The organism is Nocardia neocaledoniensis (assembly GCF_003182135.1).
In the GTDB taxonomy this organism is placed as follows: domain Bacteria; phylum Actinomycetota; class Actinomycetes; order Mycobacteriales; family Mycobacteriaceae; genus Nocardia; species Nocardia neocaledoniensis.
This window is the reverse complement of the sequence record NZ_QGTL01000016.1, coordinates 41,146-64,344: the sequence shown is the minus strand read 5'-3', so window position 1 is coordinate 64,344 and position 23,199 is coordinate 41,146. Positions and strand designations below refer to the sequence as shown.

Annotated in this window: 17 protein-coding genes; 7 read left to right on the top strand and 10 right to left on the bottom strand. The window is 64.7% G+C overall.

Annotation, left to right across the window (positions count from 1 at the left end):
- Positions 1-6: 6 nt before the first annotated feature.
- The 4 genes from DFR69_RS30420 to DFR69_RS30405 are packed head-to-tail and all read right to left on the bottom strand — an operon-like array spanning position 7 to position 3,343.
- Entirely contained in the window at positions 7-429 is a 423-nt protein-coding gene (locus DFR69_RS30420; protein ID WP_110041201.1) for a Zn-ribbon domain-containing OB-fold protein, read from the bottom strand.
- Positions 430-447: 18 nt separating this feature from the next.
- Entirely contained in the window at positions 448-1,653 is a 1,206-nt protein-coding gene (locus tag DFR69_RS30415; RefSeq protein ID WP_110041124.1) for a thiolase family protein, read from the bottom strand.
- A 4-nt stretch (positions 1,654-1,657) separates the two neighbouring features.
- Positions 1,658-2,161 (bottom strand): MaoC family dehydratase, encoded by a 504-nt coding sequence (locus DFR69_RS30410; protein ID WP_110041123.1) that lies wholly within the window; start codon positions 2,159-2,161, stop codon positions 1,658-1,660.
- Between the two features lie 36 nt (positions 2,162-2,197).
- The gene (locus DFR69_RS30405) at positions 2,198-3,343 is read right to left on the bottom strand and encodes an acyl-CoA dehydrogenase family protein (RefSeq protein ID WP_110041122.1); all 1,146 of its coding nucleotides are present in this window, start codon (positions 3,341-3,343) and stop codon (positions 2,198-2,200) included.
- A gap of 359 nt (positions 3,344-3,702) precedes the next feature.
- Here DFR69_RS30405 and DFR69_RS30400 point away from each other — a divergent pair, with 359 nt between their 5' ends.
- Both DFR69_RS30400 and DFR69_RS30395 read left to right on the top strand, forming a co-directional pair.
- On the top strand, positions 3,703-5,058 hold the full coding sequence (locus DFR69_RS30400; protein ID WP_110041200.1) for a phenylacetate--CoA ligase family protein: 1,356 nt from the start codon (positions 3,703-3,705) through the stop codon (positions 5,056-5,058).
- 79 nt (positions 5,059-5,137) lie between these two features.
- Entirely contained in the window at positions 5,138-6,082 is a 945-nt protein-coding gene (locus tag DFR69_RS30395; protein WP_110041121.1) for a LysR family transcriptional regulator, read from the top strand.
- A 63-nt stretch (positions 6,083-6,145) separates the two neighbouring features.
- On the opposite strand, the gene DFR69_RS30390 is transcribed toward DFR69_RS30395, so the two are convergent.
- Together DFR69_RS30390 and DFR69_RS34695 are read right to left on the bottom strand one after the other, a co-directional pair.
- The gene (locus DFR69_RS30390) at positions 6,146-6,325 is read right to left on the bottom strand and encodes a hypothetical protein (RefSeq protein WP_110041120.1); all 180 of its coding nucleotides are present in this window, start codon (positions 6,323-6,325) and stop codon (positions 6,146-6,148) included.
- Between the two features lie 6 nt (positions 6,326-6,331).
- Entirely contained in the window at positions 6,332-6,505 is a 174-nt protein-coding gene (locus DFR69_RS34695; protein ID WP_167456463.1) for a hypothetical protein, read from the bottom strand.
- 59 nt (positions 6,506-6,564) lie between these two features.
- Here DFR69_RS34695 and DFR69_RS30380 point away from each other — a divergent pair, with 59 nt between their 5' ends.
- Together DFR69_RS30380 and DFR69_RS30375 are read left to right on the top strand one after the other, a co-directional pair.
- Positions 6,565-7,710 (top strand): low temperature requirement protein A, encoded by a 1,146-nt coding sequence (locus DFR69_RS30380; protein ID WP_110041199.1) that lies wholly within the window; start codon positions 6,565-6,567, stop codon positions 7,708-7,710.
- Between the two features lie 139 nt (positions 7,711-7,849).
- Entirely contained in the window at positions 7,850-8,749 is a 900-nt protein-coding gene (locus DFR69_RS30375) for an SDR family NAD(P)-dependent oxidoreductase (protein WP_167456462.1), read from the top strand.
- 69 nt (positions 8,750-8,818) lie between these two features.
- Here DFR69_RS30375 and DFR69_RS30370 read toward each other — a convergent pair whose 3' ends face one another.
- Positions 8,819-9,754 (bottom strand): alpha/beta hydrolase, encoded by a 936-nt coding sequence (locus tag DFR69_RS30370; protein ID WP_110041118.1) that lies wholly within the window; start codon positions 9,752-9,754, stop codon positions 8,819-8,821.
- A 585-nt stretch (positions 9,755-10,339) separates the two neighbouring features.
- Here DFR69_RS30370 and DFR69_RS30365 point away from each other — a divergent pair.
- Positions 10,340-10,807 carry an SRPBCC family protein gene (locus tag DFR69_RS30365; RefSeq protein WP_110041117.1) on the top strand — a complete coding sequence of 156 codons (468 nt, stop codon included), beginning with the start codon at positions 10,340-10,342 and terminating at the stop codon, positions 10,805-10,807.
- A gap of 807 nt (positions 10,808-11,614) precedes the next feature.
- Here the strand turns inward: DFR69_RS30365 and DFR69_RS34245 are convergent.
- Both DFR69_RS34245 and DFR69_RS34690 read right to left on the bottom strand, forming a co-directional pair.
- A complete protein-coding gene (locus tag DFR69_RS34245; RefSeq protein WP_146229466.1) occupies positions 11,615-17,938 on the bottom strand; it encodes an ATP-binding protein in 6,324 nt (2,107 codons plus the stop codon).
- Positions 17,939-18,867: 929 nt separating this feature from the next.
- Positions 18,868-19,026 (bottom strand): hypothetical protein, encoded by a 159-nt coding sequence (locus tag DFR69_RS34690; RefSeq protein ID WP_167456461.1) that lies wholly within the window; start codon positions 19,024-19,026, stop codon positions 18,868-18,870.
- A gap of 123 nt (positions 19,027-19,149) precedes the next feature.
- Between DFR69_RS34690 and DFR69_RS30350 the strand changes: the two genes are divergently transcribed.
- Together DFR69_RS30350 and DFR69_RS30345 are read left to right on the top strand one after the other, a co-directional pair.
- Positions 19,150-19,602, top strand: a complete 453-nt coding sequence (locus tag DFR69_RS30350; protein WP_110041114.1) for a hypothetical protein — start codon at positions 19,150-19,152, stop codon at positions 19,600-19,602.
- 87 nt (positions 19,603-19,689) lie between these two features.
- Entirely contained in the window at positions 19,690-20,418 is a 729-nt protein-coding gene (locus DFR69_RS30345) for an HNH endonuclease (RefSeq protein ID WP_110041113.1), read from the top strand.
- A gap of 536 nt (positions 20,419-20,954) precedes the next feature.
- Here the strand turns inward: DFR69_RS30345 and DFR69_RS30340 are convergent.
- Complete coding sequence (locus DFR69_RS30340) at positions 20,955-23,132, bottom strand: malate synthase G (RefSeq protein WP_110041112.1); 2,178 nt, start codon at positions 23,130-23,132, stop codon at positions 20,955-20,957.
- Between the last annotated feature and the right edge of the window lie 67 nt (positions 23,133-23,199).

Genomic DNA, 23,199 nt, shown 5'->3' with positions numbered 1-23,199 from the left:
ATGGCGCTACCCGGGGTTCGCGGCGGCGAAGACGGGGACGATCTGGGCACCGCGTTCGACGAAGCGGACGGCGACCTCCTGGTCGATCGCGATCGAATCCGGCTCGCCGTCGATCTGCGCGAAGAGCAGGTAGCCCTCGGCCATCTGCACGAACCCCACGGTGTAGGGCGTGATCGACGCCCAGACCGGGGTCGGGCCACGCATCACCGTGCTGAAGGAGTACACCGTGCCACGTCCGGCCGATTCCGCCCAGGTCAGCGCCGCCGAGGCGCAGTAGGGGCAGTAGGAATGCGCGGGCCACACCGCTTCAGCGCAATCGTCACAGCGCTGAAAGGTCAAGCGCCGCTCGGCAAGTGCCGCCCAGTACGGTGCGGCGTCGAGTAGCTGGTACGGCTGCGGCCACTCGCTGTGTGCGGTTGCTTCACTCATCATGTTCTCCGATTCCGCTCAGGCCGCCAGCACCAGGACACTGCCCGCCGCCAACATGCCGCCCGCACCCTGCACGAGCGCGGTCTCCGGCTTGCGGGTCGGCGCCAGCCCCAGCGCCTGCCCGCGCAGCTGGCGCACGGTCTCGATGATCGTGTCCATGTTGCAGGAGATGCCGGGTTGGCCGAAGGACAGCCAGCCGCCGTTGGTGTCGGTCGGCAGGTCGCCGTCGATGCCGGTGCGCCCCTCGCGATAGACGTCGATGCCCCGGCCCTTCTTGGCGAAGCCCAAGTCCTCCATGACGATCGGGCCCATGTGCGCGAAGTTCACCGACATCTGCACCATGTCGATATCGGAGGGACCGAGGTCGGCCATCGCGTAAGCCTGCCGCGCCGCCTCGATGGTGGCGGTGTGGGTCAGGTTGGGCAGGGTGCCGAAACCGTCGAACTTGCAGGAGCGCATGTTCATTCGATCCGACAGATACTCGTGTGTGGTCGCCGACCCGTACCCGTGCAGGTAGACGGGCTTCTGGTGGGGACGCACATTGTCGGGCGCGGTGACGACCAGCGCGCCACCGGTGCCACCACCCCAGGTGGAACACATCCACCGCCGCAACGGCGTCGCCACATACGGTGAGGCGAGCACCGTGGCGACATCGATCCCACCGTGCTTGGCCTTGGCCGCGTGCGGGTGGTGCGCTCCCCACCGCTGGTTGGCGACGGCGACCTCGGCCAGATCGGCTTCGGTGATGCCGAATTCGTGGAAATACCGGCGCGCAGCCTGGGCGTAGAGGGACGGGATCGTCGGTCCGTACATCACTTCGAACTGCGGATCCGCGTCGGCCTCCGCGCCCATGGCCACGGCGTCTACGAACAACTCCGTCGCATCGCTCTGCAGGCACAGCACGTATTCCGCCTTGCCCGCGGCGATCATCTGCGATGCCTGGGCCAGGGTGGCGGTGAGGCCGGCGCCGTGCAGGGTGAGTTCGCTGGTGAACGTCAGCGGCATCTGCATATGCGAGGCGAAGATGTTGTTCCACTGCGAGCGCTTGTCGGCCCACGGCGAGCGGCCGGTGAACAGGGCGTCCACCTGGTTCTTCGTGATCCCCGCGTCCGCGAGCGCCGCGACGGTGGCCTCGACGGCCAGTTGCAGCGGGTCCTTGCGATCGGCGCGGGTGGCATAGGCATCGCCCATGCCGACGATCGCTGCGACGGGTTGTGCGGTCATGGGATCAGCCCCGCACCTTTTCGGTCGGCAGCGAGGCGCCGACGAGCGCGTCGAGGTCTTCGCGCTTGCGCAGCATGAGCAGGCTCCACTCACTGCGCTGGACCACGTCACCGCGCTGGTTGAGCGCCTTCATCAGGAACGTGATGACGCCGAACTTCTCGTCCTTGTCCTTCTTGGCGATCACCTCGGCGGTGACGTAGATGGTGTCGTTGATCAGCACCGGCTTCAGGTAACGCAGGTTGTCGATGCCATAGTTCGCCTGGATCGAGGGGCCGAACTGGATCAGCCCGGTCATCAGCGAGTAGGTGAGCGAGCCCTGGACCAGACGCTCGCCGAAGCGGGTCTGCGCGGCGTAGTGGACGTTGGAATGGATCTCGATCCAATTGCCGGTCAGCGCGCAGTAGTTCACGACGTCGGCTTCGGTGATGGTGCGCCCGCCGGAGCGGAAGACGGTGCCGACCTCGATCTCGTCGAGCGGCATGTCGATGCGGTTGTTGATGGTAGCCATCGGAGTTCTCCTCGGAAGTGGGTGCGAGAGCGTGGATTACAGGCGCATCGACTTGGCGATGATGGTGCGCTGGATCTGCGAGGTACCGCCGCCGATGGTGGACTGCACGCTCTCGCGCAGGTAGCGCTCCATGTCGGCCTCGGGCAGGTTGGCGTAGCCGCCGAGAATCTGCATGCCGTCCAGGGCGCACTGCTTGAGTGTCTCGGAACCGTAGAGCTTGGCCATCGAGGTCTCGCGCGCGGCGGGCAGACCCTCGGCCTTCATCTTGGCGGCGCGGTAGCAGAGCAGGCGCGCGGCGTCGACGCGGGTCTGGTTCTCGGCCAGCATGTGCTTGAGCACCTGGAACTCGTAGATCGGCTTGCCGAACTGAACGCGCTCGTGGGCGTACTTGTTCGCGGCCCGCACCGCCTCCTGGGCATTGCCGACGTAGGCGGCGGCGACCGCACAGCGCTCCAGTTCGAGATGTTCGGTGATGATCTTCCAGCCCTGGCCGACCTCACCCAACAGCGCGTCGGCGGGCACACGCACCTCGTCGAGGAAGATCTCGGTGGTTCCGGTGGCATGGCGCGACAGCGTCGGCAACTTGCGGATGTCGAGGCCGGGAGTGTCGTTGGGGATCAGCAGCACCGACAGGCCGCCGTGCTTGTCGTCGGCATCGGTACGCACCAGCATCGCGATGACGGTGTCCTTGGCGGCGGCGCCCGAGCACCACAGTTTCTGGCCCGAGACGATCCAGTCGCCGTTCTCGTCGCGCCGGGCGCGGGTCTTGGTGTTGGACGCGTCCGAGCCGGCGTCGGGCTCGGAGATCGAGACCGAGAAGCGGATCTGGCCGTCGATGAACGGCTTGACGTAGCGCGCCTTCTGCTCGTCGGTGCCGTACTCGAGGATGTTCATCGCCGTGAACGTCGGCACCAGTACCGAGCAGGCGAAGTCGAACCCGAACTTGCCCAGGCCCTCGGCCATCAATGAGTAGTCGAAGATGTCGCCACCGGAGCCGCCGTCGGCCTCGTCGATGAGGATGCCGAGCCAGCCCTGCGCGGCGATCTTCTCGTACGCCTCATACGGGTATTCGCGCCCCACATCGCACGTGCGCACGTACTCGACGGTGATCTCGTCGTCCATGAACTTGTTCACGACGTCGAGCCAGGCGGCTTGCGCCTCGTCCAGGAAGTTCGAATTCATTCTATGTGCTCCGTAATGCGCTGGATTCGGACAATTGTTTCGCGTAGCAGTACGTTAATTCCCGCCCACTCCGGCGCCAAGTGACGATCTTCGAAATCGCCATTCGGCAGCGTCGAAGTTCGCGCGCTGCGCGCTGACACGGCCGTAGCCACACCGAAACCCCTGCTCAGAGCGACCACATCGGACAACAGGCCGAGTGTCGAGGTCAGGTCCCGAGATCAGCAAGTGAAAAATACCGAAGCCGTGATTCGAAAACAGCGAATTGAATAGCAGTAATAGCCGAACTATGGTCGGAGAACAATCGTCGCCGGACCACAACGGTAGCGCGGCGGCGGGGCAACGGCCATTCGGGAGTCATGATGAGAAGTGTTCCTTTCTCGGCGCAGTACTGGAGTGCCGTCGAGACGCTGTCCACGACCGAGGCGCGGCGGGTCCAGGACGAGCGGCTCCGGGAGCAGCTCGCCTACCTGGCGGCGAACAGCGCGTTCTACCAGGCGAAGTTCGCGGAGCACGGCGTGCAGGTCGACAGGATCACCACGGTCGGCGAGCTGGCGGGTCTGCCCTTCACCGAGAAGCAGGAACTCCGCGAGAGCCTCGCCGCCGCACCGCCGCTCGGCACCCACGTGGCGGCCGCCGAGGCCGATATCGTGCAGATCCAGGCGTCCTCGGGCACGACCGGCTCGCCGTCCTATGTCGGGCTCACCGTCGACGACATCCGCACCTGGAGCGAACTCGGCGCACGAGCCCTGTACGCCAACGGGTTCCGGCCCGGCGATCGCCTGCTGCACGGTTTCGGCATGAGCAAGGGCTTCGTCGGCGGTCTGCCGATCGTGCAGATCTTGCAGTACATGGGGATCGTCGACATCCCCATCGGCGCCGAAGCAGGCGCCGACCGGCTGCTGCGCGTGCAAGCCGACCAGCGACCCAACGCCTTGATCGGCACACCCTACTTCCTCACCCACCTCGCGGAGCAGGCACCGCAGATCGTCGGGCGCGCCGCCGCCGAGCTGGGTGTGCGCGCGATCAGCGTCGGCGGCGAACCCGGCGGCGGCCTGCCGGCCGTCCGCGAGAAGCTGGAATCGCTGTGGGGTGCGACCGCACGGGAAATGCTGGGCGGCACCGACATCGCCTGCACCTATTGGGGTGAGTGCGAAGTCGGCGACGGCATGCACTTCCTGTCACCGGACCTGATGATCGCCGAACTCATCGACCCCGAGACCGGCGACCAGGTCGCGCCCGTCGAAGGCGCGAGCGGCGAACTCGTCTACACCGCGCTGCGCCGCCAGGCCTCCCCCCTGCTGCGCTTCCGTACCCGCGACCATGTCGTGGTCACCGGAACCGACTGTGCTTGCGGCCGAACGGGGTACAAGGTGCGCTGCGTCGGCCGCACCGACGACATGCTCATCGTGCGCGGCATCAACCTGTTCCCCTCCGCGGTCAAGGAGCTGGTGATGGAACTGGCACCGGCGACGACCGGCGAGATGCGCATCCGCGCCGATTTCGAGGGCCACTCCACCCAGCGCCCGCTACCCCTGGTCGTGGAGTACGCGCCGCATCTGAGCTCCGAACAGCGCGACGACCTGCGCACCGCCATCGAGCAGCGGGTGCGGTCGGCGCTCAATGTGAAGTCGATCGTGGAGCTCGTGCCCGACGGCACGCTGAAGCGGCCCGACCACGTCAAGGTCGCTCTGATCGAACGGGTGCCGGCGTCCTGAATGCGACATATCAAATATTTCTTGCAGGTCGCTGCACTAGGATCGGAGTCACCGGACACAGCTCGATCGCGGAGGTGAGATGGGCGCGCTCAACCGGTTGCACCTGATTCGGCAGGTCGACCTGTTCACCCTGCGATTGTTCCTGTCCGCGATCGAGGAACAGCAGATCGGGCTGGCCGCGATCCGCGAGAACATCGCCGCGTCCACCGCGACCAAGCGGATCCAGGTGCTCGAGAACATCGCGGGTGTGAAGCTGCTCGATCGCACCCCCCGGGGTGTGGTGCCGAGTCCGGCGGGAGCGATTCTGGCCCGCCACGCGCGCATGATATTCGACAGCCTCGACGACATGCGCACCGAATTCGCCGCGCTCACCGAGGGTGTGCAGGGCGAACTGCGGATCGTGTCGGCGCGCTCGGTGATCGTGCCGTTCCTGGCCCGCGAGCTCGGCGAATTCCACCGCCAGTACCCGCTCGTCGAGCTGATCGTGCACGAAGTGGAGAACTCCGACATCGTCCAGGCTGTCGCGCGCGGCGAGGCCGATCTGGGTGTCTTCGCCTCGGCGTACGGACTCGACCTGGACGGCGTCGACGTCACCCCGTATCGGCGCGACCGCATCGTCGCCGTGGTTCCGCTCGGGCATCCGCTCGGCGCGCAGACCAGCGTGACGATCCGGGAACTGTTGCCGGAGAACCTGATCGCGCCCCGCGCGCTGGTCGGGGCGCTTCGCGCGGCGGCGCGGCGCATCGGCGAGGAGTACACGCCCACCCACGTGCTCCGCAGCGGCGGCGCGGTGATCAGCCTGGTCAACGCCGGACTCGGGGTCACGGTCCAACCGGAGTGCCTCGTCGGACACGAATGGCGCGGCCGGGTCGCCGTACTCGACCTGGACGAGCCGTGGGCCGAACGCCGTATCCACCTCGCCACCGCCCGTGGACGCGAATGCAGTCCCGCGACGAAGATCCTCATCGAACAGCTCCTGACGCGTCCGGCCGACCGTGAAGAAGAGCTGACGGACGAAATCTGAGCCGCATCGTCTCACCGACACGGAGCCCACGATCCGCGACCGAGGGCTCCGTGCGTACCGCTGTCACATGGACGCGGGCAACCAGGTGACGATGTCCGGGAACAGGATGAAGGCGATGGCCACCAGGACCATGGCGACCGCGTACGGAGCAGCGCCCCGGAACACCTCGACGGTGTCGCGGCGCGTGCCACGACGAAGACGTTCAACCCCAGGCCGCGCCGGTGCGATCCTGTCGCCGATCATCGCCGGCTACGCCCTGAGTGTGCTGACGCCGCGCTCGATGCACCTCGCCGTCATCGTGCTGCTGGCCATCGCGACGATCGTGGCGTCGGTCTTGATGCGCGTACGTCCGCCGAGCGAACCCGAGCCGAACCGCAGACATCGCGAGCCGCTGTCGCGGACCAGCGACACGTGTTCGGGCATTGTCCGTGGGTATGCTGAGGATTCGCCAGCAGGCCGGCGAACAGCGACGGAGGAAGCTGATGCGCGCACGACATCTGCCGCTCGCCCGGGCGGTCTCGCCCCTGGAATTGTTCTTCGACCTGGTCTTCGTGCTGGCGCTGGGTCAGCTCACCCACCACTTCGTCGCGCATATGAGCTGGCGCGGCGGCGCCGAAACCCTGGTGGCGTTGATCGCGGTGGTGGGCATCTGGACGTTCACCACCTTCGAGATCACGATGCTCGACGTCGAACGCAAGAGCACCCGGCTCGTCACGGTGGTGGTGATGGCGTTCGGCCTGTTCGCCAACGCGGGGATCGCGCATGCCTTCGACGACAGCCCGTGGCTGTTCGTGGTGCCGATGCTGGCCGCGTTGATCGGGCCGTGTGTCTACGCCGCGCTCACCGCGCCCGGCGACGCGCTGCGCGGGCATTTTCTGCGAGTACTGCTGTGGTTCGCCGTGTCTACCCCGCTGTGGTTGATCGGCGCGGCCGCCGAACCCCGAACACGCCTGTGGTTCTGGGCGGCGGCCGCCACGATCGACCTGCTGGGAACATGGTTCGCCCACCCGATCCCCGGGCGCCGGATCGACTCGCGCCGGCTCGAGTTCGACGCCGAGCACATGGTCGAACGGATGCGGCTGTTCCTCATCATCATGCTCGGGGAGACGGTGCTGACGCTGGGCCGGGTGATCACCGAACACCACGACGACGCCCTCGTCCTGACCCTCGCCCTCGGCTGCTTCGTGGCACTGGTGTGCCTGTGGCAGATGTACTTCGGCCGCGCCGAGCGCGAGGTGGTCCGCCACATCACCCACACCACCGACCCGATCGCCGCCGTGCACCTCGGGCTCAGCGCGATCTACGGGGTGGTGGCCGGACTGGTCATGTTCGCGGCGGGCGCGGAAATGCTGCTCGGTCACGCGCACACCGCGCCCGCCGGAATCGCGGGCGCGCTCGTCCTGACGGGTCCCGCCGTCTACCTGCTCGCCCAAGCCGTCTACTTCTACCGGGAGACGCGCAGCGACTGGCTCCCCCGGGTGGTCGGTGCCGCCGTGCTGATCGCCGCCGCGGTCGTCGCCTACCGCCTGCCGCCGTGGCTGGTCGTCGCGCTGCTCGTGCTGATTCTCGGCGGGCTCGCCGCGCGGCTCTCCCGGGCGAGTGCGTCCGGGACAGCCGCGCCCGCGTAGCACCGACCGCGATCGATCGATTTCCTTGCGTCTCGACCACTGAAGTGACATATACTATTAAATATATTTAAAGCCGATGGGTCGTTCCCGCGTCCCATCGACCTGTTGTCCATGCCAGGCATGGAGGAAGCGAGAGACCATGTTGCGATTCGACGGGAAGGTCGCCATCGTCACGGGCGGCGGCCGGGGGCTCGGCCGCTCGCACGCGCTGCTGCTGGCCTCACGGGGAGCATCGGTCGTAGTCAACGACTTCGGATCCTCGGCCGCGGGGCAGGGTTCCGACACCTCTCCGGCCGACGACGTGGTCTCGGAGATCATCGCGGCGGGCGGCAAGGCCGTCGCGAACTACGACAATGTGACCACCGGCGCCGAAGCGATCGTGCAGACCGCGATCGATGCCTTCGGGCGGATCGACATCGTCGTGAACAATGCCGGCATCAACCACATGACGCCGTTCGGGCCCGAGGCGATCGAGGGCATCCGCAAGCACATGGAGGTCAACTTCCTCGGCACGGCGGCGGTGACGGCCGCGGCGTGGCCTCATCTCGTCGCCTCGGGCGCGGGGCGCGTGGTCAACACCGCCTCCCCCACGCTTGTCGGCTTCGAACAGCAGAGCGCCTACGTCGCCTCCAAGGGCGCCATCTTCTCGTTCACCCGCACCCTCGCCATGGAAGCGCTGAAGGTCGGTATCCGCGTCAACGCGATCGCCCCCACCGCCTACACGCGCATGGCGGCGGAAGCGGAGATCCCCGACGATCTCAAGAAGAAGCTCGAGAGCACGATGACCACCGCGATGGTCTCCCCCACCGTCGCCTACCTCGCCCACGAGGACTGTTCCATCACCGGTGAGACCCTGCTCAGCCAGGGCGGGCTGATGCAGCGCTTCGCCCTGACCATGAACGCCGGCTACACCAACACCGAGGTCACCCCGGAGGACATCCAGAAGAACCTCGACACGATCCTCGACGACACCACCAGCAAGCCGGTGGGCATCATCGGGTCCGAGAACGAGGGTTCGCTGCTCGACCTGTTCGACTGAGAACGCACGACAGCCGTCTTCCCCCGGGCTGGATACGCCCGGGGGAAGACGGCTGTTTCGTTCGGCCGATCAGCTCAGATGCTTGGTGAAGAACGGCACCAGGCTCTCCAGCGCTTCGCTGGTCGGGCCGGGCTGGTCGTACAGGTCGTAGTGCGAGGCGCCCTCGACCACGACGAGCTGCTTGTCCTTCGACGCGGCACGCCCATACAGCTCCATGCTCAACCGCTGCGAGGCGAACGCGCCGACCTTGTCGCCGATCACGACGCACAGCGGCTGGGTCAGGAAGACCTCGACACGGTCGTAGGCGTCCCAATCCGCCAGCGCGGCCTGCCGACCGAAATTGAAGCTGGTCTTGCCGCCGGGAGCCTGCCCGCGATCGGTCTTGTAGTACTCGGTGGCCTCGACGATGTCGATATCGGTGACACCCGCCTGGGCGGCCGCTTCCGGCGACGGCGGGAGCAGGTCGTTGATCACCTGTGCCTGGCCCCGAGCTTCGGCGGTGCGCTGTGCGGCGATGGCCTCGAGCATGCCCATCGGGTTGTACTCCGAGAAGCCCTCCCGCATCAATCGGCCCACGTTGCTGCCGACCACGGTGCCCAGCGCCTTGATGCGACGGTCGATCTTCGTGGCCGCCACGGCGTAGCCCGCACCGCCGCAGATCGCGAGCACACCGATGTTGTCCGCGTCGACGTAGGGCAGCGTGACGAGATGGTCGATCACGAAGCTGAAGTCGCTGGTCCGGAAACCGGGATCCTCGACCGACCGCGGATCGCCACCGCTGTCACCCTGGAAGCTCGCGTCGAAGGCGGCCACGACGAAGCCCGCCTCGGCCAGCGCCTTGCCGTAGATGTTGCCCGAGGTCTGCGCCTTGCAACTGCCGGTCGGGTGCGCGGAGACGATGGTGGGATACACCTTCGACTCGTCGAAACCCGGCGGGAAGTAGATGTCGGTCGCGATGTCCCACGCCCAGCCCTTGACCTGCACCGTCGTGATGTCGTCTGCCATGACGTTCCTTTCCCATGCTGTAGCTGTTCACTGGCTACGACCAAAGCTACGGCGCTGCGGAGACCCGTAGCAGGGCAGAACAGTGCCTAGGAACGATCCTTCCCAGGCGAGGGCTACTCCGCGGACGTCCCCGAGATCTGCCTGATCAAGCACCCGACAGACGCCGCGACCGTGGGAGCACCGAGCGTCCGCGTGGCTGCGACAGTGATGCGGCGCACCGCCCTCGATGTCGGTCAGGGTACCGTTGGCGACCTCAGGTGCCAGGACTTCAGCGGCGTTCATGCGTGTAGAACTATCGGCTCGCGAAGTTGGATGCTTGATATGGTTCGTGTCGCCCTCACGATCGGCACTGCGCTAGCGATCTTGCGGCAACCCACCAGGGCGGCTGCGGGCTCTTCCCGGAAGCGACACCGGCCTGACCGCGCGCCGACCAACTCGGCCCGGTCTTCGAGGTCGAGACACCATATCGCCCAAGCGGTTTCGTTGGCTTCGTTTGTCGTATCGACGCCAGGGTATGGCCCCGCCTGTACGAGTCACCGAAGCGGTCCGTGACGACAACAGACGCGGACCGGGGAAGGAGTACCTGTGAGCACGGTCGCCGCAACTGTCGATGTGGACGTCCCGATCCGCACGGCCTACAACCAGTGGACGCAGTTCGAGACATTCCCGCAGTTCATGGAAGGAGTGGAGCAGGTCCGTCAACTGGACGACCGGCACACCCACTGGCGCATCCACGTCGGTCCCTCGACGCGCGAGTTCGACGCCACCATCACCGAGCAGCACCCCGACGAACGCGTCGCGTGGAAGTCCGACAGCGGACCCGATCACGCGGGCGTCATCACCTTCCACCGCCTCGACGACACCCATACCCGGATCACCGCGCAGATGGAGGTGGACCCGGACGGCTTCGTCGAAACCGTCGCCGACAAGCTCGGCGTGCTCGAGCACCGCGTGAACGGTGACATGAAGCGCTTCAAGCGATTCATCGAGGGCGAGGGACACGAGACCGGAGCCTGGCGAGGCGACATCCCACGGCCCGACGCCGGGATCTGAGCCGGTTCCGACCCGGCTTCGCCGGCAGAACGACGCCCCCTGCTCGCAACGAGCGGGGGCGTTCATCATTCACAGACCGACTCCGCCTCCGCGATGACCAGATCATCGGCCTCCTCGACCACTGGCTGGCCCAGAATTCGGTGGCTCCTCACCGAGCAGAACCGACGACTTGGGACCTAACGTCAGGCGCTCGAACCGGGAACCGATCCACAGCTCATAGCGTCCTGGCCCGAGCAGCTCGGCCTGAAGCGGTCCTACAACGACGAAACACGGATGGTAGTCGCCGAAGCGACACCATCCGTGTGCGTAAAACGTGTCCGGAGGGGGACACATTCGCTATCCACAACGATCGGTCTCACCCGTCGTCGCACGGCGAAGTCGCTAGCAGCCCAGGAACAAGTCGAGGGGACCAGTGGGCTCGCGATCGACTGAGAACGACGACCTTTCGACCGATTGCCCATCTCTCAGCCAGGTGGCTACGCGCCCACACAGCCCTCTTCCGCCATTCCAGCCAGTGTTGGCTGGACGGATCCTTGGAACGAATCCAGCGCGGCCGCCATCGCTGAGATTGACGCCAAGGCCGTCTGTGCGCCAGGTCCGAGGGGTTCTCCCTGTCGGCCTGACAGGATTTGAACCTGCGACGACCTGGCAACGGTTCCCGTTGACCCGAAGGTACCTGTTGGTACCCAATACTATTGGTAGTCAATATACTTCGCCTCATCGATGCGCTGGCCGATTCCCACCGTTTCCATCGAATCCGGTCAAAAATGCGTGTTTGTTGTGTCCCGCCGGATACTGCTCAGCTACTCACGGACCAGCAAGAATCGCCCGGGCAGTACTCTTTTGCTCGGCAGGCCTACCCTCCCGTCCATCTGCTGGCAGCCGTCTGTCTACCTGCAGTTCCCGGCGAAGGAGTGGCCACGCCCCTATCAGTTCGGTGTAGCCGGCGGCGCTGAGTTGCACCTGCCAGGTGTGCGTGGCGACGGCGTCCCGATAAGACGTGTGGGTGAGATCCCCCTGTGCGAAAAGACGAGACCGGGCGCGCCATCGTCCGTCGTGTCCGACCCAGGTGAACGGACTCTGTGTGTCATGTCGCCAACCGAGTTGCTCTCCTACCGCGGGATGGAGGGCCAACCAGGTCATCTCGACTGCGTCGCTGAAGTACTCATGTCCGTGCACGACGAGTTCTTGCGCTCCCCATTCGAGGTCCGGAGACTCGGGGTATTGCTGGGCGCCGTCGAAGTTCGGTTCCCACGGACATGCCTGGGGTCGAAGTAGAGGCCTGCTCGGTGAGTCGTGGAAGGTGTAGAGGGAGCGGTCCTCCTCAGGCAGGCCCACGTCGAGAATCCGCCAGCTACCGCTCTCGGCGAGAATGTGGTGGGTGCTGTTGAGGTAGCCGTCGATGTATCGCTCCGTTGCCAGGGCTGTCTCCGCGCACCATTGTCGGAAGTCGCGCGCGGGTGACGTTTCGGCTACGAAGGGTAGTGGCATGGTGTCGGGCATAGAGTTTGGCTGGATGCCGACCAGACGCTCGTCGATGAGACCGAGGTGATGGGATCTCGGGGACGGGATGTTGTTTAGCAGTCCGGCGTCGGCGAGTTCGGCGAGCACGGTTGCCAAGCCGCGGCGGCCGGCCATGTAGGCCCAGGGCCGGTAGCCAAGCCGCTGTTGACGGGTACTGAGCAGGTCAGCTTGTCCTTGATGACCCGCAGCGATCCACCGATCACTGCTGGAGGCGGCAACGCGTGCCGCCCGGTAGAGCACGGCTGGCACCTGCAGCTCCGACCATCGGGCCAGCAACTTCAGTACCTGATCGAAAGGTGCGACCAACTGCTGGGGATCATGCAGGTCCAGGTAAGGCACGCCGCGGTGATCCAGTTCGGGCATTGTTCGAGGCGCAGGTTTCGGCAGTACCAGGTTGTAGGCGGTCGGCAATATTTTGGCGCTCGGACGAGGTATTTCTATGCCATAGTCGTGGCCGACATTAGCTGCAAGGTCACGGCAGATACCGTCCGGACCGACCGCTGCTCTACCCACTGCCTCAGCCAACGCCGCTGACACTATCCTGACTCGCTCAATGGGTCGGGCCGTTATCAGGCTCAGCAGAGCGGCTTCCGCTCTCCAACCGCCGGTGTCGATTGCTTCAGCGAGAACCGGCTGGACTGATTCGCGGTGACGGTGGTGCAGAGTCTGCAGCGCCTGTCGGGCGCCGAAGTCGATCGGGCGGATCGGGTGGCCGAGGAATTGCATCACCCACCGCGCGAGCACCACCACGGGGTTAGTAGTTGTGACCGTGGTGAGGTCGATCGGGTTTTCGGTTCTCCCGACCGGCGGGGTGATGATTCTATCGAGATGGGACTCCACCTGCGGCCATGCTGCGGCGATGAGATCGTCCCCTGCGACAACTGTGATGATGCGCCGGATGTCATCAGGCGAGAGATTCCCTGACAGCGAGCCGGATGCGAGAGAGTTGGCGACGTCGTGCCGTGCGAGCCGCACAAGTTCTCGACGGCGGTCGGCGAGTGCCGCGCCGAGCAGAGCTAGTCGCGATCCTCCATCGGCGTGGCGCAACCATCCCCATCCGCCGGTGCGGCTCAACTCATCGGTGAGGGTGCGTTCAGCAACAACTACATCACCTGAGCGGGCTGCAAGTGCTATCAGGGTTCCCAATGCGGCCCCGCGTAGACCGATACGGGTGGCTTGCTCGATCAGAGCTCGCGCGGTTGCCAGAGGCACCGTACCTGTCGACGTCAGACGCTGGACAGTCTCATCCCAGCCTCCCATCGGTGCGGTGCCGGCAATCGAATCGGCCGTGCGCATCAGTGTCAGGAGTGATCCGGTCGAGTTAATCTGTGGTTGGTCCGATTCCACGCGTGGCGTACCCGAGGAGATCACGTCCGACGAAGCCTGGTGTGGGGCGTGAACTGGCAGAGGGATCGGGCAGACTGCCGCAGCATCCGTGAGTGTCCGCATAGCCGATCCATCGAGATCTTCGCGTGACTCCAGGGTCTCCTCGATGCGGGCAGGTGGCGCGGTCGCGATCGGATACAGCAGTCGAGCGGCGATGGTGGCCGCATCAGCAACCGGGATCTCGGGATGTCGACACGCGGCCCCTGTGATGGCCTCGATCATCTTCTCTTCACTGAGAACTCCAGCGTTGCACAGCCGTTCAGCCAGTTCGCACCCCAATGCCGGGCGTTGAACGAAGGTGAGTTCGAGCAGTCGCTCGGCGGCATCGGATGCCTGCAGCCCTGCAACATCGGCCGCTACCGCCAAGCGTTCGGCATACCGGCAGGCAGCGGAGTCGAACTCGACGGGTTCCAGCAATCCTGACGCGGTGGCCTCGGCGAGCCAGTCGACCCATTCGCTCAATTGCTGGTCGTGATCGCTTGCGCCGAGACTCATCGATGCTCGCACAGCCTGTTGGACGCACCGAAGCGCGGCATCGTGCTCCTGCGCGGCTGCCCACGCCTGCGCCTGGGCGAGATATCGAGTCGCCCGGCTGTACGGCTCATCGTGAAATGCGTCGATTTCGGTGTCGAGTCTTCTGAGCCATTCCACAGCCCATGATCGAGACTGGGGATCGGTGATCAACGCGGCCGTGATGACCGCCTGCCGTTGTTCGGGCGACCAATAAGATCTGCGGTCAAGATCAGTCCACGCAGTGTCATATTCGGCGAGAAGCCGCATCAGTCCATCATGTCCCCCGGACTTCACCGCGACCTTGATGGTGCGAGCCTGCAGGTCGCGGAAGACGCTCGACAATTCACTCAACGCCATAGAGTGCCGGTCGCGGCCGGGAGACAACTCGCGGAGTCGGATAATGGGACGCGCCATCGACGCGACATGAGGGGTCTCGTCGAGTCCGAGTTCTGCCAGGCGCTGCTGGCCTTCCAGATCGGCGAGCGCCCTCAGTGCCAGCCGCAAGCGCTCCCGATATGGGTCATCGGTCACGTTAGACGGGGCCAGCGGCTGCTCCAGGGAGGGATCTCGTTTCATCCTGCGCAGCCGGTACAGAGCTATCCACGTTCCGTAAGCGGACAGCCCCTCCTCCCGCGTGTAGCTTCGCGACGGCCAAGCTGGCACCGTCCCCGGCGGGACCAGGGCGTCGACCTCGGGCGAGGCGGAGTATCCATGCCGGACGAGGAGTTCAGCACTTGCTACACGGATTCCCAGTCCTACTGCATGGCCGGAGCCTGCCTCGGTGACATCTACATCGCTATCGTCTCCCTCTGATGTGACCCCAGCATCGATCGCTGCTATCTCACCAACGAGCTGTAGCACCCGCTCCGATACCCGGTCCTCCGAGGCCGCCTGTGCTCTGCGCAGCCGCGCGTTCGCTCGCCAGGACGGTCCTGCTTCGCTGTCGATCCGGGCTATGAGACGGTCGATCTCCATCTCATCACGGCTTTCCACCGCTCTGGTCAAACAGACCATGTGCGTGACATTGCGGCCGTATGCGCGGTCTTCCGCTTCGCCGTCATCGGTGAATCGATCATCTGAGGCATCAGTGATCGTGGCGGCGTTGTCTGTTGCGCGCGTTTCCGGCAGGTGATGGTCCAGTTCGGCGAGAACGGCGTCGGTGCCCGACAGCAGCCAGGTCACTTTGGCCCAGTCGGCGATCGCCGTATCAGATCGTCTCGCGGTGTCGCGAAGGCCTGTGATTCCGCCACAGGCGCGAACGATTTGCCGTGCGGCGTCGAAGTCACCCGCAGCGGCAAATTTGACGGCAAGCCGCACCGCATCGGCAGGTTCGACACGAAGAGTGTTGGCCCGCACGATGTGCTCAAGGGCGATCCGGCGGTCGCTCAGGAGAAGGGTTTTCGCCAACTCCGCGGTCTCAAGGACGTAGTCGCGTGCCCAGATTTCATTGAGGAATATCAGCAACGACACCAGCATAGGTGCGTCATCGATGGAGATGGCCGAGCGCATAGCCAGCAGCGTGTGATCGCGGACCGTTTCGATTGGACGTAGGTTCACCAAAGATTGCAGGAGCTTGTCGGGAGTCGCGAGCTCTAGAACACGGTCGTGTTGATGCGCCAAATATCGATGTGCGATCTCCTCCTCACCGTAGAGGCGCCACTCATCGTGTGCGTCGGCACAGACCTCGGCCAAGCGCTGGTGGAAGTAGCGATCACTGTCAGCGTTGACCGAGATGCCGACACGGGCCGTTTCCTCGACAAGGAACAGCCGGAAACTGTTGTGAATGAATTGGAGATCGTCGCCGGACTGGCGGAAGTACGCGGCCGTCGTCTCGGTGAACGTAGCGACGACGGCGGGATCCGCCCACGTCGCCAACCACGATGGATTGATCGGAACGCGCAGTCGCGCGACCATACCCAGCAGATCCCGAACCTCCGGATTCGACCCTACGCTGAGGAAGTATACACGATAGCGTGCTTGGATGTCTCCACCGTAGTCGGAAGCCTCGTGCAGGAGAACCCATGCCGACACTCGGCGTGCCTGCGGGTCTTGCTCTTGTAGTGCGGCCAATTCCTGGAGCAGATAGGTCAAGGCCAGTGGATGACCTTCGCCGACTTCGGCTGCCTTCTCGATCTGGTTGTCATACATCCAGGAGCCCACGCCGCTCAGCTCTATGAGTTGGCGCGACTCCTGAGCAGACAGAGGCGGCACGACGACCGTGCGACCGGGCAGCTCCAGGGCAGTGCGTATCTCGGGCCGCAGCATCGACACGCTCTGCGTGCCCAGGACGACGAAAACGCCCTTTGGTAGCGCCGCAGGTGCCGGCAGTTCCTCGATGAAGGACCGCGTCGGGTTCTGCTCCCGTGGTACGTGATCGAGGCCGTCGATCACGAGAATCGTCGGTTCCCGTCGTTGTGCCCACCGCCGCCCTGCCTGTTCCAGCTGATCAAGCAGTACTGCTCGACGGCTGTGCAGGTCGTTCGCGATCCCCCTGCGTGGCAGGCCGCGCGCCTCCAGAGCTAGCGATACGTCGTGCAGATAGCTGTCGGCTTCGCCGCGACTGCTGAGAGGATTCGGGGAGTCTGGCACGAAGGCGTAGTAGTAAACCACAGTGCCGGGTAGCTTCATGCTGGCCAGCAGCGTCGACTTGCCCGACCCTGCGGGGCCGATCAACGCCAGGTAGCCGCCGTCGAACTCGGCGATACGCTCTTCCAAGGCGTTTCGCGCGGCGTGGTTAGCTGTGTAGACCGCCGGGATCGGGAACCGGTGTGGATGCCGGTAGGCGAGCCGGTCGGTCCAGCCCAGCCGGTTCAGAAGCTCTTCACGGCTGAGTTGCTCGGGTCGCTCAGGCTCGCGGACAATATCCCACAGTGTCACCATAAGGTGTTCGACATCGTCGTCTACGCTTCCCTGGTCAGGCAGAAGTAGCGGATCAACCGCTTGTACTCCGAAACGCAGCTCCAATGCCCCGATGAATCCGACGAACTCCTCATCGGTGAGCGGGGTTATCTTCCGCAACGCCGTCCAGACCGGATCCCAATCCGTGACCGCAGGCAGCGTGGCCAGCTCACTCCACTGTAAGCAGCCAGCGGAAATTGCTTCCCGGACAGGGGAGATGCCGTGGATGACAAACCGCGCCAGGGTGTGGGGCACCGACGCCCTAGCCAGGCCAAGGGGAGTTTGACTGCCTGCAACAGAATTCGAAGCAATGTCGTTGCTGCACAGGTAAATCGTGAGAGGACCCGCCGTTGTCGTGCGTAGCCTCTGCCAAGCCGTCGCCAATTGCGTGAACAGTCCAGGCTTCGCAGGTCGACCTTTCTGGGCCTTCTCCCCTGTGGTGAGATCGCTCCAAGTGAAGGATCCTGGCACCTGCGACCATTTGACCTGAAGCGCGTGGCGGCGCCCCCCTGACTGGAACTGGAAGTCATCAGCGACCCCTGCGTTGGGGTCGGCGACTCGAATCCACTCCAGAGTGGCCAATTTTGCGAGAACGATGCGTGCTGCCAGCTCGAACTGGCCTCCGAAGCCGACCAGCGCAGCCACTTCGCCCTTGCTCGGTTCCACGTAACCCACCCCCATCGCGGTGTCTAGGTCCATCCTCGCGGTCAACAACCGTTCAGCGTAGCCCTTCAATTGCCATTGCATCGTCAGCGTTTCGAAACCGGTGCCGTACGATGGCAATGCAGTACAACAATCGCCTTCTTCCACCGCCGCAGACGAACACCCCGAGCCTCGCATCCACGTCGAGCAGAACAGAAGCTCGCTCATTCCGCCACTGCCGGTACTGCATTGACCGTCGGCGGTGGTCGCTGAACAGCCCCGGTGAGTCCAGCTGACCCATCGGTGTGACAGCCCAACCGGCGCGGCGTGAGCCTGTCCGCGGGCGCCTGCGCGACATGGCTGGAGCTGACTCCCAGCCTCTTGGTAGAGGGGGACCGTCGCGATCCGCAGCATGCGAACCGAGGAGGTAGCCACAAAGACTAGCCTTCGTCGCAGGGTAGCCTTCGCAGCGGGACTTGGACGCCCCATGCGTGCTGCAGACTCGATGCGGACATGGGCCTGGCGAACGTTCCAGTTCTCTGAGGCGCTCGTCTCTGGCCAATACTGCTTGCCATCATCGCCTTCCGTGACACCGCCGTGTCAATCCGTATTGATTCCGGTCAAACCGTCGGATTTCGGTGGCGCGCACAGAAACCGCGCTCCGCTGAGCGATGGCGTGGACAGTCTCGACGGCTTGTTGCCTGACATAATCAGTCTGCAAGTGGTGCCGTCATCCCGCCGCTGCGGCGTATGCCGCTCGCGCGAGGGTGCCGCGGCGAGACCGACTCCCGGTCTGACGATTGGCGCAGGCGTCGAGTCAGGCTGTCACCTAACATTGCAGCAGCCCCGTCTCTGACACGGCAGGAACGGGTTACGACTCGGTCGGCATCAATTCCGTCCTGAACGGTGTGTCAGGTGATTTCACGCAGGGTGGCGGAGTGTCCAGGCATCTCGCCGAGTTTCGCACCGGCGACGGCGTGCAGTTCGGCTCTACGATCCTCGGGGACCACACGCCGCAAACGCTGGCTCGGCCGCCTTCTCATGACGACCCACGGCCGCGTCGGTGCCTCCGGCAACGGAGGCGATACCCCGCGTCCTCACCTGACGATCCGGTCGAATCGCGCAACTTCTTGCAAGACCTCGATGTCGCGCGTCTTGCGCCACAGGTAGAAGGCCAGCAAGTAAGCACGCGACTTCAGCACGACAGTCGCGAGCGAACCGGCCACAGTGAGACCGAGGGATATCCATGTCAGCATGCCCCCAAGATCGACCGACAACCGTTCTACCACAACCTGGTCGACCCGGCTTCGCGATCAAAGCCCACTCCGCCCGTTTCACCTGTGGCGATGGTGTCAGCGAAAACCTGACAGAATCGGACGGTGCCGCGCAAGTATCGCAACACTCTGAAGGCTCACGCTCACGCCCTGGCCGAGTTGGGTAAGGCGCTCCTCACGCTCTCGACGTCGCATCGGAACGCGGCAGCGGTGGTGGAACGTGACGGGGCATCAGCGACCCCCGGAAAAGGCGAGCTTTCCGACTGGATCGCTACGTCCTCTGAGATCGCGGCGGCAGCTGAGCGGCTGCTGGCGTTGCAGGTCGAGCTAGCACGCACGTACGGCATGAGTTGGGACGAGGTTGCGAAGGTACTCGGCGTGAGCAGGCAATCGGCTTGGGAACGGTTCCACTCGCACGACAGGTGGAACCGTTCCCGCAGGGTCTCCCAGCTGCGGCGGCAGCAGAATGCGGCCATGTTCCGCAGAATGCGAGCAGGCAAGACCGACGACGCGGTGGCGATCCTAAAAGAGATGCTGCAGGTCAGGTCAGTAGACTGATCGGGGTCCAGAACCCCAGGCCCCTGAGGGCGAACCCGTTCAGATCGATATCACACGACCGTCGGAGGCGGTAAGTAGCCTGTCGGTGTGCCTGATGCCCGTCCGCCCATTCCAGCAGCACTTCGCCGTGAGGTTCTTGTCGAGGCTGGACATCGATGTGCGATTCCCACCTGCCGCCAGCACCCGGTTGAGATCGACCACATCGTCGAGTGGACCAAGGTACGAAGCCACGAGTTCGACAACCTCATTGCGCTGTGTCCCACCTGCCACGCCCGCAAGACGCGTGGTGAGATTGACGTGCTGTCAATGAAGCAGTACAAAGTCAATCTGGGGGTCTTGGCATCGCGCTATAGCGACCTGGAATTGAAGCTCTTGCGGTTCCTGTTCGACTACGCCCCGGGCCGCGGAACACCCATGATTTCCGATGGCATGACGTGGGTGATCTCGGACCTGCTGTCCGACGGAATGGTCCAACTTCGCGATGACCGTTGGATACTCCCGTCCGGCCGACCTGACGGACCCAATCCCCTTCAGCTGCACCGCGACCTTCCTCAGGGGAGACCGGCGCGCTTCGTTTCGTTGACAGAAAAGGGTATTGACCTGGTCGAGCGGTGGTTCGGTGGTAAGCCGGTAGACATCGTCGCATGGGAGGAGTTCGAAGCCAGAATCGCATCAGACCCCGACCACCCAATGCATCGGATCTCCAAACCCGTCGAGAACACACACGCGTCGGCTGATACTGAACAATCCGCGGAACCGTGTGCGACCGGTTTCGATACCAAACGCTCCGACGAGCCCGAGCCAGAGGTTGATTGAATCGCCAGATGTCGGCCACGAACTCGGTGGTAACGGGCAGGGTCCGAGGGTTAGTCTCCCGGCCGCTCAGAACAAACACCCGCCCCAACCAGGCGACCAAATGCACAGATTCGAATATCCATACTCCCATCCATGACCAACTTCTGATTAGCTGGCCATTTGCCTTGCATCGGATTCCTTCGGCGTGTCGCGCTCCGACACGCCGAAGGCGAGGCGAGCTCGCGGGCGACATGTCCACGCACTCACTCAGAATCGAGGAAAGTTGTGAACCGCTTTTGAAGTAGGCCGTGCAGCTGTCGAACACGCCAAATCGCCGCCGGTTCGGCCCGACAGCGGCCTAAACCAGCCGGTAGACCACCCTTTATGGACGACGTCCGAGTATCCCGCTGTGACCGTTTTGGTGACCGTTTTGAGGGTGATGAGCCGGTATCCAGGGTGATCTCCGGTGACGACAGCGGCCCCGCTTCGGAATTCTCCGAAGCGGGGCCGCAAACGAAAAGCGCTGCTACACGCTACTTTTCACACAATCGACAGCGTCACTTCTGCGCGGCCTTGAACTCGCGACGACGCCGGTGCAGGATCGGCTCGGTGTAGCCGTTGGGCTGCTTGGTGCCCTCGAGGACCAGTTCCTTGGCGGCCTGGAAGGCGATGGAGGCGTCGAAGTTCGGGGCCATCGGGGTGTAGGCCTTGTCGCCGGCGTTCTGGCGGTCGACGACGGGGGCCATGCGCTCGAGGCTGGCGATCACGTCGGCTTCGGTGACGATGCCGTGGCGCAGCCAGTTGGCGACCAGCTGGCTGGAGATGCGCAGGGTGGCACGGTCTTCCATCAGGCCGATGTCGTTGATGTCGGGCACCTTGGAGCAGCCGACGCCGTGGTCGATCCAGCGGACGACGTAGCCCAGGATGCCCTGGGAGTTGTTGTCCAGCTCCTGGCGCTTCTCCTCGTCGGACCAGTCGGTGGACTGGGCGAGCGGGATCTCCAGGATCTGGTCGACGGTGGCGCGGGGGCCGCCCTTGGCGATCTCGGACTGACGCTTGAACACGTCCACCTGGTGGTAGTGGGTGGCGTGCAGGGTGGCGGCGGTCGGCGAGGGCACCCACGCGGTGTTGGCGCCGGCCTTGGGGTGGCCGATCTTCTGCTCGAGCATGCCTGCCATCAGGTCGGGCATGGCCCACATGCCCTTGCCGATCTGGGCCTTGCCGGGCAGGCCCTTGGCCAGGCCGGTGTCGACGTTCCAGTCCTCGTAGGAGGTGATCCAGGTCTGGGTCTTCATCTCGGCCTTGCGGACCATCGGCCCGGCCTCCATGGAGGTGTGGATCTCGTCGCCGGTGCGGTCCAGGAAACCGGTGTTGATGAACACCACGCGGTCCTTGGCGGCCTCGATGGAGGCGGCGAGGTTGACCGTGGTGCGGCGCTCCTCGTCCATGATGCCGACCTTGAGGGTGTTGCGGGTCAGGCCGAGGACGTCCTCGATCCGGCCGAACAGCTCGTTGGTGAACGCGGCCTCGTCGGGGCCGTGCATCTTCGGCTTCACGATGTAGACCGAGCCGGTGCGCGAGTTGAGGCGCTGGGTGTCGCCGTTGAGCGAGTGGATGGCGATCAGCGAGGTGATCAGGCCGTCCATGATGCCCTCGGGCACCTCGTTGCCCTCGGCGTCGAGGATCGCGTCGGAGGTCATCAGGTGGCCGACGTTGCGGACGAACAGCAGCGAGCGGCCGTGTAGCACCAGCTCGGAACCGTCGAGCGCGGTGAACACGCGGTCGGGGTTCATGGTGCGGGTGAAGGTCTTGCCGCCCTTGGTGACCTCTTCGGCCAGGTCGCCCTTCATCAGGCCGAGCCAGTTGCGGTAACAGACGACCTTGTCGTCGGCGTCGACCGCGGCGACCGAGTCCTCGAAGTCCATGATGGTGGTGAGCGCGGACTCGAGCACGATGTCCTTGACACCGGCGGTGTCGGTGGAGCCGATCGGCGAGTTCGCGTCGATCTGGATCTCGATGTACAGGCCGTTGTGCTTGAGCAGCACCGAGGTGGGGGCCTCGGGGTCGCCCAGGTAGCCCACCAGCTGCGAGGGGTCGGCCAGGCCGATGTCGGTGCCGTCCTCCAGGCCGACCTCGAGCTCGCCGTCGACGATCTTGTAGTACGACGAACCGATGTGCGAACCGGTGATCAGGGTGACGGCGTCGTCGAGGAAGTTACGGCCCCACTCGATGACCTTGTCGCCGCGCACGCGGTTGTAGCCGGTGCCCTTCTCGGCGCCGTTGGCCTCGGAGATGGCGTCGGTGCCGTAGAGCGCGTCGTAGAGCGAACCCCAGCGCGCGTTGGCGGCGTTGATCGCGAAACGCGCGTTCATCACCGGCACCACGAGCTGCGGGCCCGCGGTGGTGGCGATCTCGGCGTCGACGTTGCCGGTGCCGATCTGGAACGGCGCGGGCTCGGGCCGCAGGTACCCGATCTCGGTGAGGAACTGCTTGTAGGCGCCCTTGTCGTAGTTCGCGCCGGGGCTCTCCTGGTGCCAGGCGTCGAGCTTGCCCTGGATCTCGTCGCGTTCGGCCAGCAGGGCACGGTTGCGCGGGGCGAGGTCGTTGACGACCTGCTCGGCACCGGCCCAGAACGCGGCGGAATCCACACCGGTACCGGGGAGCGCCTCGTTCTCGATGAAGTCATGGAGAACGCTGGCCACCTGGAGCCCGCCGACCTGAATCCGCTCTGTCATCTACTGCCTCACTTTTGAGATAGCCGGGTGGGAAAGTCGATGTCATGTTACCCGTGGGTAGTGCTGA

What these genes read in the sequence shown, in the direction of transcription:
- DFR69_RS30420 (WP_110041201.1), bottom strand. Translation starts at nt 429, where the DNA reads ATGAGTGAAGCAACCGCACACAGCGAGTGGCCGCAGCCGTACCAGCTA.
- DFR69_RS30415 (WP_110041124.1), bottom strand. Translation starts at nt 1,653, where the DNA reads ATGACCGCACAACCCGTCGCAGCGATCGTCGGCATGGGCGATGCCTAT.
- DFR69_RS30410 (WP_110041123.1), bottom strand. Translation starts at nt 2,161, where the DNA reads ATGGCTACCATCAACAACCGCATCGACATGCCGCTCGACGAGATCGAG.
- DFR69_RS30405 (WP_110041122.1), bottom strand. Translation starts at nt 3,343, where the DNA reads ATGAATTCGAACTTCCTGGACGAGGCGCAAGCCGCCTGGCTCGACGTC.
- DFR69_RS30400 (WP_110041200.1), top strand. Translation starts at nt 3,703, where the DNA reads ATGAGAAGTGTTCCTTTCTCGGCGCAGTACTGGAGTGCCGTCGAGACG.
- DFR69_RS30395 (WP_110041121.1), top strand. Translation starts at nt 5,138, where the DNA reads ATGGGCGCGCTCAACCGGTTGCACCTGATTCGGCAGGTCGACCTGTTC.
- DFR69_RS30390 (WP_110041120.1), bottom strand. Translation starts at nt 6,325, where the DNA reads ATGATCGGCGACAGGATCGCACCGGCGCGGCCTGGGGTTGAACGTCTT.
- DFR69_RS34695 (WP_167456463.1), bottom strand. Translation starts at nt 6,505, where the DNA reads ATGCCCGAACACGTGTCGCTGGTCCGCGACAGCGGCTCGCGATGTCTG.
- DFR69_RS30380 (WP_110041199.1), top strand. Translation starts at nt 6,565, where the DNA reads ATGCGCGCACGACATCTGCCGCTCGCCCGGGCGGTCTCGCCCCTGGAA.
- DFR69_RS30375 (WP_167456462.1), top strand. Translation starts at nt 7,850, where the DNA reads ATGTTGCGATTCGACGGGAAGGTCGCCATCGTCACGGGCGGCGGCCGG.
- DFR69_RS30370 (WP_110041118.1), bottom strand. Translation starts at nt 9,754, where the DNA reads ATGGCAGACGACATCACGACGGTGCAGGTCAAGGGCTGGGCGTGGGAC.
- DFR69_RS34690 (WP_167456461.1), bottom strand. Translation starts at nt 19,026, where the DNA reads ATGCTGACATGGATATCCCTCGGTCTCACTGTGGCCGGTTCGCTCGCG.
- DFR69_RS30340 (WP_110041112.1), bottom strand. Translation starts at nt 23,132, where the DNA reads ATGACAGAGCGGATTCAGGTCGGCGGGCTCCAGGTGGCCAGCGTTCTC.